Annotated in this window: 13 protein-coding genes; 4 read left to right on the top strand and 9 right to left on the bottom strand. The window is 69.8% G+C overall.

Annotated elements, in window-relative coordinates:
- Nucleotides 1–162: 162 nt before the first annotated feature.
- The gene (locus OG568_RS00325; RefSeq protein ID WP_329529752.1) at nt 163–948 is read right to left on the bottom strand and encodes a DUF5995 family protein; all 786 of its coding nucleotides are present in this window, start codon (nt 946–948) and stop codon (nt 163–165) included.
- A 578-nt stretch (nt 949–1,526) separates the two neighbouring features.
- Nucleotides 1,527–2,285 carry a PIG-L family deacetylase gene (locus OG568_RS00320; protein WP_329529751.1) on the bottom strand — a complete coding sequence of 253 codons (759 nt, stop codon included), beginning with the start codon at nt 2,283–2,285 and terminating at the stop codon, nt 1,527–1,529.
- 203 nt (nt 2,286–2,488) lie between these two features.
- On the opposite strand from OG568_RS00320, the gene OG568_RS00315 reads away from it, so the two are divergent.
- A complete protein-coding gene (locus tag OG568_RS00315) occupies nt 2,489–2,821 on the top strand; it encodes a hypothetical protein (protein ID WP_329529750.1) in 333 nt (110 codons plus the stop codon).
- 573 nt (nt 2,822–3,394) lie between these two features.
- Nucleotides 3,395–4,939, top strand: a complete 1,545-nt coding sequence (rox, locus tag OG568_RS00310) for a rifampin monooxygenase (RefSeq protein ID WP_329529749.1) — start codon at nt 3,395–3,397, stop codon at nt 4,937–4,939.
- A 229-nt stretch (nt 4,940–5,168) separates the two neighbouring features.
- Here the strand turns inward: rox and OG568_RS00305 are convergent, their stop codons facing one another.
- The 3 genes from OG568_RS00305 to OG568_RS00295 all read right to left on the bottom strand — a co-directional run bounded on the left by OG568_RS00305 (nt 5,169) and on the right by OG568_RS00295 (nt 7,268).
- On the bottom strand, nt 5,169–6,098 hold the full coding sequence (locus OG568_RS00305; RefSeq protein WP_329529748.1) for an ADP-ribosylglycohydrolase family protein: 930 nt from the start codon (nt 6,096–6,098) through the stop codon (nt 5,169–5,171).
- A gap of 139 nt (nt 6,099–6,237) precedes the next feature.
- Nucleotides 6,238–6,477 carry an ATP-dependent DNA ligase gene (locus OG568_RS00300; protein WP_329529747.1) on the bottom strand — a complete coding sequence of 80 codons (240 nt, stop codon included), beginning with the start codon at nt 6,475–6,477 and terminating at the stop codon, nt 6,238–6,240.
- A gap of 35 nt (nt 6,478–6,512) precedes the next feature.
- On the bottom strand, nt 6,513–7,268 hold the full coding sequence (locus OG568_RS00295; RefSeq protein ID WP_329529746.1) for a transposase family protein: 756 nt from the start codon (nt 7,266–7,268) through the stop codon (nt 6,513–6,515).
- Nucleotides 7,269–7,546: 278 nt separating this feature from the next.
- Here OG568_RS00295 and OG568_RS00290 point away from each other — a divergent pair, with 278 nt between their 5' ends.
- Together OG568_RS00290 and OG568_RS00285 are read left to right on the top strand one after the other, a co-directional pair.
- Entirely contained in the window at nt 7,547–7,990 is a 444-nt protein-coding gene (locus OG568_RS00290; protein ID WP_329529745.1) for a hypothetical protein, read from the top strand.
- A gap of 186 nt (nt 7,991–8,176) precedes the next feature.
- Complete coding sequence (locus OG568_RS00285) at nt 8,177–11,194, top strand: AfsR/SARP family transcriptional regulator (protein ID WP_329529744.1); 3,018 nt, start codon at nt 8,177–8,179, stop codon at nt 11,192–11,194.
- Nucleotides 11,195–11,303: 109 nt separating this feature from the next.
- On the opposite strand, the gene OG568_RS00280 is transcribed toward OG568_RS00285, so the two are convergent.
- The 4 genes from OG568_RS00280 to hppD all read right to left on the bottom strand — a co-directional run bounded on the left by OG568_RS00280 (nt 11,304) and on the right by hppD (nt 15,580).
- Nucleotides 11,304–11,708 (bottom strand): hypothetical protein, encoded by a 405-nt coding sequence (locus tag OG568_RS00280; protein WP_329529743.1) that lies wholly within the window; start codon nt 11,706–11,708, stop codon nt 11,304–11,306.
- Between the two features lie 268 nt (nt 11,709–11,976).
- Nucleotides 11,977–13,362: an aminotransferase-like domain-containing protein gene (locus tag OG568_RS00275; protein ID WP_329529742.1), complete on the bottom strand. Its 1,386-nt coding sequence runs from the start codon at nt 13,360–13,362 to the stop codon at nt 11,977–11,979.
- Entirely contained in the window at nt 13,359–14,486 is a 1,128-nt protein-coding gene (locus tag OG568_RS00270; protein ID WP_329529741.1) for an alpha-hydroxy acid oxidase, read from the bottom strand. The genes OG568_RS00275 and OG568_RS00270 overlap by 4 nt, the downstream gene beginning before the upstream one ends.
- On the bottom strand, nt 14,483–15,580 hold the full coding sequence (hppD, locus tag OG568_RS00265) for a 4-hydroxyphenylpyruvate dioxygenase (protein WP_329529740.1): 1,098 nt from the start codon (nt 15,578–15,580) through the stop codon (nt 14,483–14,485). Before hppD ends, OG568_RS00270 begins: the two co-directional genes overlap by 4 nt.
- Between the last annotated feature and the right edge of the window lie 89 nt (nt 15,581–15,669).

Below are 15,669 nucleotides of genomic sequence, written 5' to 3'. Positions count from 1 at the left end.
GGAACCGTCACTACGGGTGGGCTCTTCGCGAAGCAGACGCTCGGATGCCGCTTTGAGGCTTGAGTTGATATGCCGGCGCTCCAAGCACCCGGCGGCGGGGCCCGGCCTCCCTTCTGGCGGGCGCAGCGCCACGCGCCGGCGGCCCGGCCCGCTGCCGGGGCCTCACCCCGTTGACTGCCGGGCGGAGGGTCGTTCCATGGCGTTGTCCAGATGGGTGATGACAGCCGGCACGTCATCACTCTCGGTGCTCCGGATCAGCTGCAGGGCCGGCCGGACGAGGCCACCCGGTCGCGCTATCAACCGTGCGAGCACGGCGGCCCGGATGTCGAGCCGCTCGATGGCGGCCTCGCGCTCCTCTTCGTTCTGGCCGGCGAGCAGGACGGCGTTGTGCCACGCCTCCTCGCGGGACTGACGGACACTGAAGTCGAGGATCCGCTCGTCGGTGCGGGCTCCGACCTGATCCAGCAGCGACAGCAATGGCGACAGGGCGCCGACCGAGTCCTGCACCGCCAGCACCACCCGCCCAAGGATGTCGTTGATCAGCAGAAAGTCGCGCCGTAACGCGTGGATGGCCTTGCCCGGGCTGGTCCGCGCGGCGGCGATGGCCAGGTCGAGGTTGATGTGCGCGTTCACGCCGAGTATCAGGTGCTGGACGATGATGGTGTCGGCGTCGTCGAGCAGCCCGAACGCCTCGCGCCAACAGCGCGGCCCGCTCCGGTCACGACGCCAGGCGTCATACGCGTCGAAGTAGCGGTTGCCGAAGAACGTGTCGAAACGGTCCATTCGGACGCCGTCGTCGAACAGCCCCCCGTGAATGGCCGTGCGGACCTCAACGGTCACCTGTCGGTACAGCGCCGCGAAGTACCCGACCCGGTCACCGGCGCGGCCGGCCTCCCGTACGATCCCGGCAAGCCTGTCCACGACATCGTCGATGTTCTCTGCCGCCATGCCCAACTCCCTCTCGCGGCCCCGTCGTTCGGCCCGCACTCTTGCTGCTGTCCGCAGCGCCGACTACAGCCCCGTCCTACCACCGCACACCGGGGAACGGGACCACGCGTGGGACCACGGGAGTTACTGATCTCGGTTCGGCAGGGTGATGCTTGCTGAACTTCCTGCTTCGGGCTCGTTGCCTGTCGTAGTGGCGGCGGGCTCCAGACGAGACCCTCAGAGCGCCGAAGGCACTGGTCTGGAGCGCGTCGGCCAGGCGGTTGTCGCGGACGCAGCGGGCCTGGACGGTGCGGCTCTTGCCGGAGGCCCGGGCCCCTCGACCGGGGTGAGCTGTGGCGAGCAGGCCGGCAGCAGGAACACCGTCAGCCACTCGCGTTCGGCAATCCGCCGCTGTATCGCCTGGAGACGTCCTCGACGGGTTCATAGCCGGAACCGGCCTGCCCCTGGACACCCCGACATCACCCTGCCAAGCCGAGACCAGTATCGACGGCTTCGGAAGCCACCCCGGCGGCTCTTCGCTTGACCAATGTCGGCGAGTTGGGGAGTCGCGGCAGTCTGCCTCATGGACTGACCGCAGGTCAGGCGGTCAGTTCCGTCTGGGCCGATGTCGCGGTAAAGGGGATGTGGCGGATGTACCACTCGGTGGCGAACAGCCGTTCCCGTGCATCCGGCGGAAGGTTGGCGATCACTCCCGGCAGGGCTCCCCGCTCGACCTCGGAGCGATGCGCCAGTACGGCGGCGATCTTCTGCTCCATCCAGGGGCCGACATCGACAGTCGCGGTGACCTGTTCGTCCGGAACGCTGTACACCGCCTTGCGCGCACCGATCACGTCTCTCAGCGCCGGCACGGCCGAGTGCGGGTGCGTGGCCAGGTAGAGGGCACGCGGCTGCCAGGGGGCACCGGCATCCGGGTAGAGCAGCTCAAGGCCGGCTGCCTTGGCAGCGAGCATGGTCACCCGATGGGTGTGCACGTGATCTGGGTGACCGGGCAGCCCGCCGTAGGCGTCATGGGTGACCATGATGTCCGGGCGCAGCTCCCGGATGTGCGCCACCAGCCGCCGCACCGCCTCGTCGAGCGGCGCATCGCAGAACCGCACACAGCCCGGGGCCGACTGCGGTACACGCGCATCGGCGTAGCCGAGCATTCGCGGCTTGCCGGCGTCGAGGATCCGCAGCGCCTCGGCCAACTCCGCGGCCCGCGGGGTGTCCGCGGCCCAGGTCGCCGTGACAACTGCGGTACGCGCGCCCGCGGCTGCGTGACGGGCGAGCACTCCGCCGGCCGACAATGACTCGTCGTCGGGGTGCGCGAAGACCGCGAGCAGGCTCGGCACGGGCATGGACAGACCACCTTCCAGGGCGAAGGGAGCCTGATCGTACGTCCCCCAGCGCGTCGACCGACGCCGTGGTGAACAGCGGCACGTCGGCCGCCCCGGCCTGCGACATGCCGAACCGCACCCCACACCACTCGGTCGCGCGCCTCAAATTGATCAAGGCGGTCGGCTGCACGGAAGCCGGGCGGTGACGGGCGATCCCCGAGCTCGTGGGCATCCCGGCCCCGGCCGTGACCCGCTGGACAACAGCCCATGTGGATCCGCACGGGGCTGACGTCACCGCGCCGCTGAGGCTTCTGGACTGGGAGGGCTGGGGTCAGGCCCCGGAGGAGTCCGACGCCGCCACGCTCTACGCCTACTCGCTGCTCCACCATGACGTCGCCACCCACGCCCGCGACGCCTTCCCCGTCCTGGACAGCCCGGCCGGCCTCGCCGCCGAAGCGACCGTGGGCGCCCAGCTGCTGCAGACCGTGAGCCGTGGGGACAACCTCGCCCTCGCCGACCAGCTCCGGGACTGGTCCGCGGAACTGCGCCGACACTGACGGCTCTTGCGTCCGGCCAGCCAAGCCTGGAGATCAGCCTGCCCACCCGATGCCACGGACCCCGATCGCTCCGGCGTGCGGTATGGCCGCATGCAGCCTCACCGGTGCCCGACTTGGCGTCCACTGCGCTCTCGAACGCGGAAGCCGATTCATTCGGGTCGTCTTGCTGTGCGTCGTCATCGTGCTGGCCGGCAAGCTCGCCAGCTCGCCTACCACCAGTTCGCGCAGTGGCCACGAGCGAACCTCATCAGGAAAGCGCCTTCCGAGATCCGGTCCGCCTCGGGGCGGCCGGGATCAGACCGCCGACCATGACCGGGACCAGCCGGCCCGCCACGCCGGATTCGCCCTGCGACCCCACGGGCCCGTTCGGAGTCGTCTCACGTGGCTGGGATAAGGATTGGACGGTGTGACGCTGGGCTTGTAGCTTGCACTGGACCGCGACACCGCCCGAGGAGGTGAGACCCATGAACGCTGTATCGATATGGGTGCTCCCCCTTCCCGTCACGGCCGGCGATTGACGTAGGTGTCGCCGGGAGCGCCTCGCCAACAAGGCACTCCCGAAAGGCAACACCTATGGACTCTCCACAGTTCACCACCGAGCCGTCGTCGAACGATACGGTCGAGCGCGACTCCACCGTGGGCGACCTCCCCGGCCTCCGGTCGCCGGCCTCCGGCGCTGATCGCGCGCCCCTCATGTTCGACGTGATCATTGCCGGGTGCGGGCCGACTGGCGCGATGCTGGCCGCCGAACTGAGGCTGCACGATGTGCGGGTACTCGTTCTGGAGAAGGAAACCGAGCCCGTGCCGTTCGCCCGCATCGTCGGTCTGCATATTCGCAGTCTCGAGCTGATGGCAATGCGCGGACTGCTGGATCGCATGCTCGAACACGGAAGACAGCGTCCGGCCGGCGGATTCTTCGCCGCCATCACCAAACCCGCACCCAAGGGCCTGGATTCCGCGCACGCCTATCTGCTGGGCATCCCACAGCCGGTCATCGTCCACCTGCTCGAAGAACATGCGATCCAACTGGGTGCGCAGGTCCGGCGCGGTTGTGCGGTGGCCGACTTCGAGCAGGACGACGAGGGCGTGACCGTCGAGCTGGCCGACGGCGAACAACTGCGCTCGCGCTACCTCGTCGGCTGTGACGGCGGGCACAGTACGGTACGCAAACTCCTCGGCGTCGGCTTCCCCGGCGAGCCCTCGCGGACCGAGACGCTGATGGGCGAGATGGAAGTGGGCGTGCCGCAGGAGGAGATCGCCGCCAAGGTGACCGAAATCCACGAGACCGACAAGCGATTCAGTCTCAGGCCCTTCGGCGAAGGGGTCTACCGCGTCGTCGTCCCCGTCGCGGAAGCCAGCGATCGCGCGGAACCGCCCACCCTCGAGGATTTCGAACAACAGCTGCGCGCCATCGCCGGAACCGATTTCGGCGTGCACTCCCCGCGCTGGTTGTCCCGCTTCGGGGATGCCACCCGGCTGGCCGAACGTTATCGGGTCGGGCGGGTGCTGCTGGCCGGCGATGCGGCACACATCCATCCACCCACCGGCGGACAGGGCCTCAACCTTGGCGTTCAGGACGCATTCAACCTCGGCTGGAAACTGGCCGCACAGATCCGCGGCTGGGCGCCGGGAACACTGCTGGACACCTACCAGGCCGAACGTCACCCGGTCGCCGAGTACGTGCTGGACAACACCCGCGCCCAGATGGAACTGCTGTCCACCGAACCGGGCCCGCAGGCCATGCGCAGGCTGCTCACCGAACTGATGGACTTCGACGAGGTGAACCGCTTTCTGATCGAGAAGATCACCGCGATCGGCATCCGCTACGACTTCGGCGAAGGCCCCGCCCTGCTCGGCCGCCGCCTGCGCGACATCGACGTGAAACAGGGTCACCTCTACGGTCTGCTGCATCGCGGCCGCGGCCTGCTGCTGGACCGCACCGAACGCCTGACCGTCGGCGGCTGGTCAGACCGGGTCGATCACCTCTCGGATCCCACTGCGGCACTGGATGTTCCGTGCGTCCTGCTACGCCCCGACGGCCACGTCGCCTGGATCGGCGACGATCAGCAGGACCTGGACGACCACCTCTCCCGCTGGTTCGGCAAGCCCGCCAACTGATGTCCCCTGAGCAACCCAAAAGGCCCGAGGATGATCGGAACGGCCAGGAGCGACTGACCATCGGAAGGCTGGAGGCAGCATCAGCCGTGGTGCTCTGGCGCCAGGGCCGGCCTGCGAGGAGGGTCAGCCTCCGAGTGGCGACCGGAAGACGGCGCAAGAGCACCGCGGAGGGGATCGGCGCAGACGGCCGTGCGTTCGTCTGACGGCCGGTTGATGAGCAGGACCCGGTTCAGCCTCCGAGGCTGTGTGCAAGGTGGAACAGCTCTGCCAGGCGCAGCACCCGTCCGTTGAATCCTGGCAGGGGGACATGGAGCGGCTGGGTCCAGTGGGCGGGGATCGCATCCAGCCCGTAGTACGCCCCCGCGAGGCCCCCGGTCACCGCGGCGACGGTGTCCGTGTCACCGCCGAGATCGATCGCCGCGCGTATCGCGTCTTCGAAGCCGGTGGTGGTGCGCAGGGCCCAGACGGCGGAGCCCAGACAGGGCCAGACGGCACCGTTGAACTCGGTCGCCTGATCGGGGTGCCAGTCGGGCGCGAGGACTGTGGCATAACGGCCGCGATGGTCGGGGTGGACAAGAGCCAGGATGTCCGGGAGCGCGGTGAGAGGGTCGGCGTCCTCGAACGTGACGCGGATGAGTTCGTGGAAGATCGCGGTGCCTTCCCAGGCCGCGCGGTCACCGTGGGTGAGGGCAGCGATGCGGCGGGCCGCGTCCATGGTGGCTTCCTGGCCGGCGGCCGCGAAGTGGACCGCGGAGGTCGATGCCCGCATCAACGAGCCGTTTCCCGCCGCTCGTTGATTGACCTGGAAATGGATCGCGGCGGCGAGGTCCCAGGGCATGCCGTTGGTCAGGACGTCTTCGGTCTGCAAGCCGATGTCCTTCGGTTCTGATGCGGCCCACCGCTGGAAGCGGGCGAAGACGTCCGGCAGATCCAGCCCGCCCCGCTCCAGCAGCGACTCCGCGACCAGGACGGCCATCTGCGTGTCGTCAGTGGCCTCGCCGGGGTCCCAGCCCCCGCCTCCGCACATCTCGCCACCGGCACCAGGCGCGGGAAACCGCGCGGAGAACGCTCCCCGGGGACCGAACTCGAAGGGGCCGCCCAGAGCGTCACCCACCGCTGAGCCGACGACCGCGCCAGCGGCCCGCTGAATCCGCTTCATTCGCGCAGGTTATCCGTGCCGCGCCGACGACCGTGCGGCCCTATTCCTTCTTCGGCTCCCCGAACCATCGGCAGCGAACGCGTCTCGTCTACGGAGGCGCGCCGCGTGAGACACCCTGGGTCTGAGACACCCGTACTGGTCACATAACGCCGTCCAGCCCGGTGTCCGCCGGCAGCTGTGTGAGGGCGGCCGCCCGGATCTCGGGGAACGAGGCCGTCATGTCCGTGCCGTGCCGGGAGCGCAGCAGCACCCGTCCGCTCGCGTGCATGGCGAGTTGGGCGCGGTAGCCGTCCCACTTCGCCTCCCCTGCCCACCCGGCGGGCAGAGCGGGGCTGTCCACGGCCACGGTCAGCATCGGCTCGGGCAAGGACCACGTCATGCGGAGATGCCTTCCACACCGAGCCCTTTCCAACCTCAGGTTGAGGCGTGGTGAAGGACGACGACGGCCTTCACGATGTTGTTGATCCGGTTGGTGCTGCAGCGGAGCTTGCGTAGCAGGCGCCAGCCCTTCAGGACGGCCATGGCCTGCTCGCCGAGGCACCGGATTTTGGCGTGGGTGCTGTTGTGCCGTCGCTTCCAGCGCTTGAGCCGGCGGCCCCGGAAAGGTACGCGGACATGGCGGCCGGCCCCTTGGTACGCCTTGTCCACCCAGCACTTCAGCCCTGCCGTTGCGAGCGCGTCGATGATGCCGTGTTCGCGCGCGGCGGTCAGGTCGTGGGTGGAGCCGGGCAGGGCCGCGGAAGCCCACAGCAGTCGGCCGAAGGGATCCGTGATGACCTGGACGTTCATGCCGTGGCGCTGGTGTTTTCCGGAGTAGTACGGGGTGTCGGCGGCGATCCGGTCGATGGGCAGGAGGGTGCCGTCCAGGATCACGTACGCCTTCGTCCGGACGGTCGTCATTGCCTCGGCCAGGGTCTGCGCCTGGGCGGCCAGCACTTCGACGGCCTCGCGTATGTAGCGGTAGACGGTCGCGATGCCGATCTCGAACCCTGCGGCGAGCTGGGCGTACGTGTCGCCGCATCGCAGGTGGGCCAGGGCGAGCAGGGCCTGACGGCCGACGGGCAGACGCCGCCATCGCGTACCTATCTCCCGCCGGTGAGCGGCCAGTTGCCTCGTCAGGTGCCACAGCGGGCGGCTGGACAGATCGATCGACGACGGGTAGACAAGCACGCGAAGCTCCTGGCGGACACGGGTGATCTTGGTCGAGAACCCGTCTACCAGGAGCTTCGTCGTTCCGTACAACCCATGCCCACCAACACCCCGACGCCACAGCCAGGTTGGAAAGGGTTCTTTGTTTGACCGGGCTGGATACCTGCTGTGTGATCTTCGGGTACACGTTGTGGAAATCAGGTGAGAAGTCTGGGGTTGGGGGCATGGGTCGGGACGTTTCGCGCTGCCCGGGTGGCGGACGGGCCCGGCTGAGGGAACGTTTCGTCTCGGTCGCCGCGGTGACCGCGCTGGTGGCGGCTCTGTCCGTGCTGGGGGTGTCCGGGGCAGTGGCCGAGGCCCTTTTGTCGGACGGGACGGGCGCTGCGGCCGCGCTGCGCAAGGCCGCTGCGTCGGGGGAGTGGGTGGAGGTGCTCGACGAGCGTGCGGAGTACTCCACGACCTACGCGAACCCGGACGGTTATGCGCTCACGTTGGAGCAGTCGGTTGTGCCGGTGCGTGTGGCGCGGCCTGACGGTTCGTGGGTGGCGCATGCTCGCCTCCGGGGGCTCGAGTTCGATCCCGCGTGGCCCGCTGCGTGCCCTTTCATCGCGACGGGTACGGCAGGACCATACGGCCGACGGGAAACCGAAGGTTTGACGGCGCATCCGTGGCGGGTAAATTTAGCCCGACCAACCGGGGGAAGAATCGGTCACGAAAAGAACGCAATTTACTACCGAGCGTGATCGCAAAGAATGTTCAAAGATTACCCAGCAGCACCCTCGAGTTGCCGCATTCCCGAAGCTATCCTGATGTCGGCTGGACCTAGGAGCGGGTGGCAATGGCCGGGCGATTTGGCCACCCCTTGCTGGAGACCTCTTCATCGTAGATATGCAGTTTTTTCGGGCGAGGGGTGACGGTTGAAGCCGAGTATGCTGACGCGACCTGCCGGGCAACTTCGCTTCAATATCCTGGGCCCGCTGGAAGGCTGGTTCGGCGACCAGCGGTTGCGACTCGGAGGCGCCGTCCAGGAACGGGTGCTGACCACACTGCTGCTGGAACCGGGAAGGGTGCTGCCGGTCTCCCGGCTGGTGACCTCCGTCTGGAGCGACGATCCGCCTGCTACCTCGTCCCATCAGGTGCGCAAGGCCGTCGCGATCCTGCGTCAGCGCATTCCCCAGGGCGACCAGGTGCTGGTCACCGACGGCCCGGGGTACCGGGCGGTGCTGACCGACGGCCAACTCGACCTCATCGAGTTCAATGTCCTCACCGGCGTCGCGAAGGACGCGGCGGCGTCCGGTCGCACGAGTGAGGCGGTCGGCGCGCTGCACGAGGCTCTCGCCCTGTGGCGTGGTTCGGTGCTGTCGGGAGAGGGCGGCCCGGTCATCGAGGCCGCCGCGACCGCTATAGAGGAACGCCGGCTGGCGGCGCAAGAGCGCCTCTTCGAGCTGCGACTGGCCCTCGGTGAGGCCGCGGACCTGGTCGTCGACCTGCGCGAGGTCGTCGCCCTGCACCCCCTGCGCGAGACCCTGCGCGGCCAGTTGATGATCGCGCTGTACCAGTCGGGGAGGCAGGCCGAGGCCCTGGAGGAGTTCGCCAAGGTCCGCGAACTGCTGGTCGAGGAGCTCGGCGTCAGCCCCGGTGGAAAACTCGCCGCCCTGCACGAGGGGATCCTCCGCGAGAGCCCCGAACTCGCCGGTCCCCGGCCAGCGGTCCCTGCTCCCGCCTCACCTCCCTCCCCCGTCGTCGACCCCCCGTGCACGCTGCCGTACGACATGCCCGGATTCACCGGCCGCAAAAGGGAACTGCGGAAAATCCTTGACCTCGCGCAGCGCAGCGGAACCCGCATCATTGCCATCGACGGTATGGGCGGCAGCGGAAAGACCTCACTCGCGATAAAAGCCGCGCATCTGCTTTCCGGCGACTACCCGGAAGGGCAGCTTTATGTGGACCTGCGCGGTTACGCTCCCGAGGGGGATCCCGTGGTCCCGGTCAACGCGATGGGCGTCATGCTGCGTGCCCTCGGAGTGCCCGAGGAGCGAGTACCCGACAAGGCCGCGGGACGGGCGGATTTGTGGCGGCGAACGGTTTCCGGCAAACGCCTGCTGATCTTCGTGGACAACGCGTCACGAGCCGACGACGTGCGTTCGCTCATCCCGGTGGGAACATCCGGCTGCCTGGTGCTGGTCACCGCCCGCAGGCGCCTGTTCGACCTCGACGGCGCCGAGTGGATCTCGCTCGGCGTGATGGCGCCTGAGGAGAGCGCCGACATCATCGCCGAGACCCTCGGCGCGGAGCGCGTCGCGGGCGAACCCGAGGCGGCGGCCGAACTGGCAAGGCTGTGCGGTCATCTTCCGCTCGCCCTGCGCATCGCCGTCGCCCGGCTCGGCAACCGCCCGCGGTGGACCGTGCGGTACATGGCCGACAGGCTGCGCGACGAGACCCGCCGGCTGGACGAACTCAGCGTGGGGGAACGGAGCGTGGCCGCTACGCTCCGGCTGTCCTACCAGGCGCTCGACGAGGAGACCCGCGCCGCGTTCCGGCTACTGGCCCTGCACCCCGGGGGCAGCATCGACGCGTACGCCGCCGGAGCGCTGCTGGGCGGGTCGGCGCGGGACGGCGAGGACGTACTGGAACTGCTGCTGGACGTGCACCTCGTCCAGCAGCCGGAGATCGGCCTGTACGCCTACCACGACCTGGTCGGCGCCTTTGCGCGCAGGCTGCTCGGGGGTATCCCCGGGGACGGCGCCGCGGCCGCCGTGGAGCGTCTGCTGGGTTACTACTTCACGGTCACCGAACGCGCCTGCGCAACGCTGTTTCCGGGACGCCGCGAGATCGCCACTGGCATCAAGGCCTCCGACGTCGATGTGCCCGACGTCCGGGACACCGATCCGGCCCGCGCGTGGTTCGCGCGCGAACAGAACACCCTGATATCGCTGATCGGGCTCGCCGTGCAGTACGGAGACGACAGGTACGCCGTCTGCCTTGCGCGCAACCTCGCCTTCTACCTCAACGCCCACGGACTGCTCGACGACTTCGAGAGCGTATGCCGCAGCGCCGTGGACACCGCGCGGCTCCTGGGTGACGACCTGCTCTTGGGGGTGAGCCTGGCCAACCTCGGCGTCGCCTACTGGGAACTCGGCAGGTTCACCGAGGGCATCAAGGTGGCCGAGCAGGGGTGGAGCGTCGCGGCCCGTATGGGCGACCGCGCCACGCAGGCGCACAGCGACAGCACGCTCGGCCTCTACAAGAGCCTGCTGGGGCGCTTTCCGGAAGCCCTGGAGCATCTGCTGGCGGCCGTCGACGGCGAGCGTGAACTCGGTCTACGCAGGGCGGAGGCGGAGTCCCAGACGGTGCTCAGCACGCTCTACGAGCAGTGGGGACGGTACGCCGAGGCTGCTTCCGCCGCCCGGCGTGCGCTGGACCTGTGCCGGGAACTCGGCCAGCCCGAGAACGAGTTCGTGGCCACCATCGACCTGGCCATCGCCCAGGTCGGCCTCGGCGAGTACGCGCAGGCCGAGGGTCTGATGAAGCGGGCCCGCGCGATGTGCGACGACACCCGGGAGCCCGGCATGGTGGCCATGGCGATGGCCCTGTCGGCGGACATCGCCCAGCGGCTCGGGCACACCGACCAGGCCGCTCAGTACGCACGCACCGCACTGGAGTACGTCGGCGCGAGCGCGTCACCCCTGCGCCGCGTCAAGGTCGAGAACATGGTCGGCCGGCTGTTCCACCGACGCGGGGAGCACGTGGAGGCCAGGGCCCTGCACGAGCGGGCGTGGGAAGGGGCGGCGGAGCTGGGTTACCGCCCTGAAGAGGCGTACGCCCGCCTCGGCCTCGCGCAGGTCTGTGACGCCCTCGGCGATGACGCGACGGCGGCCAGGCACCGCGAGGTCGGCGAGGAGATGTTCGCCGACATGGGCGTGCCGGCCGGCCGGCGCCGCCGGTAAGAGCGGAACGGCCGCGCTCCCCTCGCCCGACGGGGCGGGAGGGCGGGGCCGTTCGGCGCTGCCAGGCGCCGCCGAGGGTGCGGCCCTGGGTGCGGGACCCGGCTTCTGCTCACTCCGCCCCCCAGTGGGCGGCGTCCAGCCAGATCGCGTTGATGCGGGGGCCCTGCGGCAGCAGCACGACCTCGACCCGGGCGGTACCCGACTCGTATCCCGTGAGGTCCAGCAGGCCGCGCACGGCGGAGCGCAGCACGGCGCTGTCCGCCTCGCCGGGCGGCGGCAACACCTCCTGCTGGTCGGACAGTTGCCGGGGTTCGATGCCCACGATGTGGTGCATGCCGTTGGCGCTGCGGGTCTCGATGCTGAACACCGGTCCGTCCGGGACGTCATGCGTGACGTAGGAGCCCGAGCTCCGCATGACCTCGATGTATTCGGCTAAGCGTTCGGCGTCCTTCATCTCGCTGAGGGCAGCGTTCAGACCCGTGAGGGCGCGGGGCTGGTCCGGGGTGGTGGTCATCGGGTGATCTTTCTCGTAGGCGAGTGGTACGCAGAGGAACGAGCCTCCTTCGGAACGGTTCTGGTTCTTTCCCGAAACGTTCCCGGCAGGTTCCCCCCGGGCGGATGGGGACCGTTGCGCGTTCCGTGCGAAACAGGGCTGCTGCCCGTTGTCACGGGGTTCGAAGCGTGTGTGTTGCTCGCGTGCGGTGTGTCGGCCGCCGAGGTACGGGGTGGTTCGCGTGAGGTGTGGTGGTCGCGGGGCCCGGCGGTCGGCACGCGACATCCGTTCAGGCGGCGGACGATCGCCGGTAGGCGTGGACGAAGGCGGCGAAGCGGTCGAGGGCGTCGTCGACCTCGTCGGCCTCCAGGCCGCTGATCGACAGCCGCAGCGAGCGCAGCGCGGGACGGCCGTCGTAGAAGTGGTGCAGCGGCGTCCACAGCACGCCGTGCGTCGCGGCGGAGTACTCGAGGGCGGCGTCGGTCGCTTCGAAGGGCACGTCGACCACCACGAAGAAGCCGCCCTCCGGTGTGTTCCAGGTGACGTGCGAGGGAGCCGGGAAGCGCACGGCGAGCCCGTCGACGAGCCGTCGCAGGTTCCGCTGGTACACCTTCCGCACGTCGTGCGTCGCCCGCACGAGGCTGCAGCCGTGCTCCACCAGCCAGCCGCCCGCTACCGCCTGGCTCAGCGGCGCGGTATTGACCGTGACCATGCTCTTGGCTTTGGCCAGCACGTCCGCGAGCAGGAACCGGTCGCCGTCCGCCTGCAGGACCTGCTGGTCGGCCACGGCGAAGCCGATCCGGACGCCGGGGAAGACGGACTTGGACAGCGAGCCGAGATGGACGACGCGCCGGCCGGCGTCCAGCGACTTGAGCGTGGGCAGCCGCCCCTCGCCGAGCGGGAACAGACCGTACGGGTTGTCCTCCAGCAGCAGGATGTCCTCCCGATCGGCCAGTTCCAGCAGGGCGTGCCGCGAGGCCAGGGACAGCCGCAGGCCCGTGGGGTTGGCGAAGTCCGGCACGAGGTAGCAGGCGCGCGGCCGCAGACCCGCGGCGCGCGCCCGGTGGATACGGCGCCGCAGGTCTGCGAGGTCGATCCCGTCGGCGCCTCCGTCCACCGGGTGCACCGGCATGTCCAGTAGCCGCGCGGCCCCGGTGACGCCGACGTAGACGGGGTTCACTGCCAGCAGCACGTCCCGCTCGTCGCGCCGCAGCGCCCTCATGGTCAGCAGGAGCGCTTCCTGGCACCCGGTGGTCAGCACGATCGACTCCGGGTCGACGTCGATGCCTTCGTCCACGCTCAGGTACTGGGCGATCAGGTCGTGGATGATGCCCTTGGTCCGGCCGTACTGCAGCAGGCGGCGCCGCACACGCCGTTCGTCGAAACCCCGCTTGTCCCGCAGATGCGCACAGTATGCGCGGAGCGCGCGGTGCACGTCCTCGACGTCGTAGAAGCCTTCGTACGGCGTCCCCGCGGCCAGTGACAGCGCCTCGGGGTAGCGGCCGGCGACCTCGTTGAGGAAGTTCATGGCGGACAGCAGCGGATCGGCGAGGGAGCCGTGGAGGTCCGACAGATCCAGCTCGGCCCCGGCGGCCATGGCGGGCGGCCCCTGGGCATGCGCGCCCGCCGGCGGCAGTACGCGTCCGGTGATCGGCGGGCGCACAGGCGCGGTCATCGGCTGCCGCCCTCGGCTGTGCCGGGGACCGGCCCGTCCGCGGTGGCCAGCCCGGTCACCGCCTCGAGATCCGGACAGCCCGCCAGCGCCATGGCGCTGTGCAGTTCGGTCCGGAACAGGTCGAGGACGCGGTGGGCCCCGGCCTGTCCGCCCACGGCGAGCCCCCACAGGACGGGCCGGCCGAGGAGTACCGCGCCGGCGCCGAGCGCGAGTGCTTTGAGGATGTCCGTGCCGCTGCGGACCCCGCTGTCGAACAGCACCTCACACCGACCCGCGACGGCGTCGGCGACCGTCGGCAGGGCCGAGACGGCGGGTGGCGCGCCGTCGAGCTGGCGGCCGCCGTGGTTGGACACCACGACCCCGTCCACGCCGAGGCGCGCGGCCGTCGCGGCGTCCTGCGCGTCGAGGACCCCCTTGAGCACCAGGGGCAACCTGGTGTGCTCCCGCAGCCATTCCAGGTCGCGCCACGACAAGGAGGGGTCCACGAGGTCGGAGGTCTGGGTGGCGATCGCGCTGACGCCGGTCCGCGCGGCGGCCGGTATGCCGTCTGCACGCCGGTCGAAGTGCGCGGCCCGCACGCCCTCGGGCAGCCGGAAGGAGCCGCGCAGATCAGCCTGGCGACGGCCCATCCGCGGCGTGTCCACGGTGAGGACCAGGGCGGTGCAGCCGGCGGACTCCGCCCGGGACAGCAGCTCGGCCGTCATGCCCCGGTCCCGCAGCCAGTACAGCTGGAACCATGTCGTCCCGCCGACGGCGGTGATCTCCTCGACCGGCACGCTGCTGAAGGTACTGACGGTGAAGGGTACGCCGGCATCGCGTGCGGCCCGGGCGACCGCCAACTCGCCGTCGGGGTGGACGGCGTGCTGGTAGGCCATCGGCGCTACGGCTGCGGGGATGGCGCACGGCGTGCCCAACAGATTGGTGGCGGTGCCGGTCGCCGAGACGTCCCTGAGCACTCGGGGGACGACGCAAATCCGGTCGAGCGCCGCACGGTTGGCCCGCAGGGTCAGACCCGCGCCGGCGGCTCCGTTGACGAACCGTTCGATCATCGGGGGCAGCGCGGCCGACGCCGGACCTTGGGCGTCGGCCGGTGCGAGCAGGTCGGTGGGGGCTGTGTTGATCACAGCACGCTCTGCAGCGATGCGTCGCGCTCGGCCTGGACGGCCTCGTACAGGGCCCGGACGTTGCCGTTGCCAAAGGTCTCGGCGCCGATCCGCTCGACGACCTCGAAGAACAGCGTCCGGCGCGGGTGCGTGGTCCGCGTGAAGATCTGGTACAGCTGGCCCGCGTGATCCTCGTCGGCGAGGATGCCGGCGTCGCGCAGCGCCCGTACCGGGTGCTGGGTGTGGTCGAGCCGGTCGGGCAGACGGTCGTAGTAGGTGTCCGGGGTGCTGAGGAAGGCAACGCCGCCCTCGCGCATCCTCGCCGTCGCCTCAACGATGTCGTCGGTGGCGAAGGCCAGGTGGTGCACGCCGCCGCTGCCGTGCCGGTCGAGGAAGTCGCCGATGTGGCCCGGGTCGTGGTCCGGGCTGGGGGCGAGGACGGTGAAGGTGAGCTCCCCCGACGGGCTGCGGACCGCCTTGGAGTCCATGGCCTCCTTGTCCTGCACCATCAGCTCTTGGTAGACGCTCTCGAAGCCGAAGACGCGCTCGTACCACTCGGTACTCGGCGTGAGCTGTCCGACGGGCACGCTCACCGCGACGTGGTCGAGGAGGGTCAGGCCGGGGGTCCCGCCGGGGGCGTCGCCTCCGGTCGCGACCGGGGTGAACCCGGGGAGCGGGCCGGGCTGCGCGCCACCGGCGGGGGGCTGGACGAGGGTGTGCCGCACGTCGTCGAAACCGGAGTGGAGGGTCGCGGTGACCCAGCCGTCTTCATCGGCCGGAGAGGTGTGCGGCAGGGCCGAGCGGGACAGGGCGCGCTCGAAGGCGGACCGGGCGTCGGAGGTGAGCAGGGCGATGTCGACGACGCCGTCACCGTGCCGGTCGAGGTACCCAGCAGCGGCGTGCGCCGCGTCGAGGGGCTGGGTGAGGACGAGCACGATGCCGCCCTGGCGCAGGGCCAGCGATCGGCTACGGCCGCCATGGTCGGTGCGCGCCGCCTCCGCGTAGACGTGGAAGCCGTAGCCGTCCACGAACTGCTCCGCAGTGGCGGTGACATCGGAGACGTACATCTCGGTGTGGCTGACGTGCAGGTCCTCGGAGGGGTTCGTATACGTCATGGCGTGTCCTCTTTTCCATTTCTCGCAAAGGGTGCTGATCCGGAAGGGGATTCCGTGGATGCGCGATCGAAAAAGGCCGTCGGGGTTCA

This window comes from Streptomyces sp. NBC_01450 (genome assembly GCF_036227505.1).
Lineage (GTDB): Bacteria > Actinomycetota > Actinomycetes > Streptomycetales > Streptomycetaceae > Streptomyces.
This window is presented reverse-complemented; position numbering and strand designations above follow the sequence as displayed.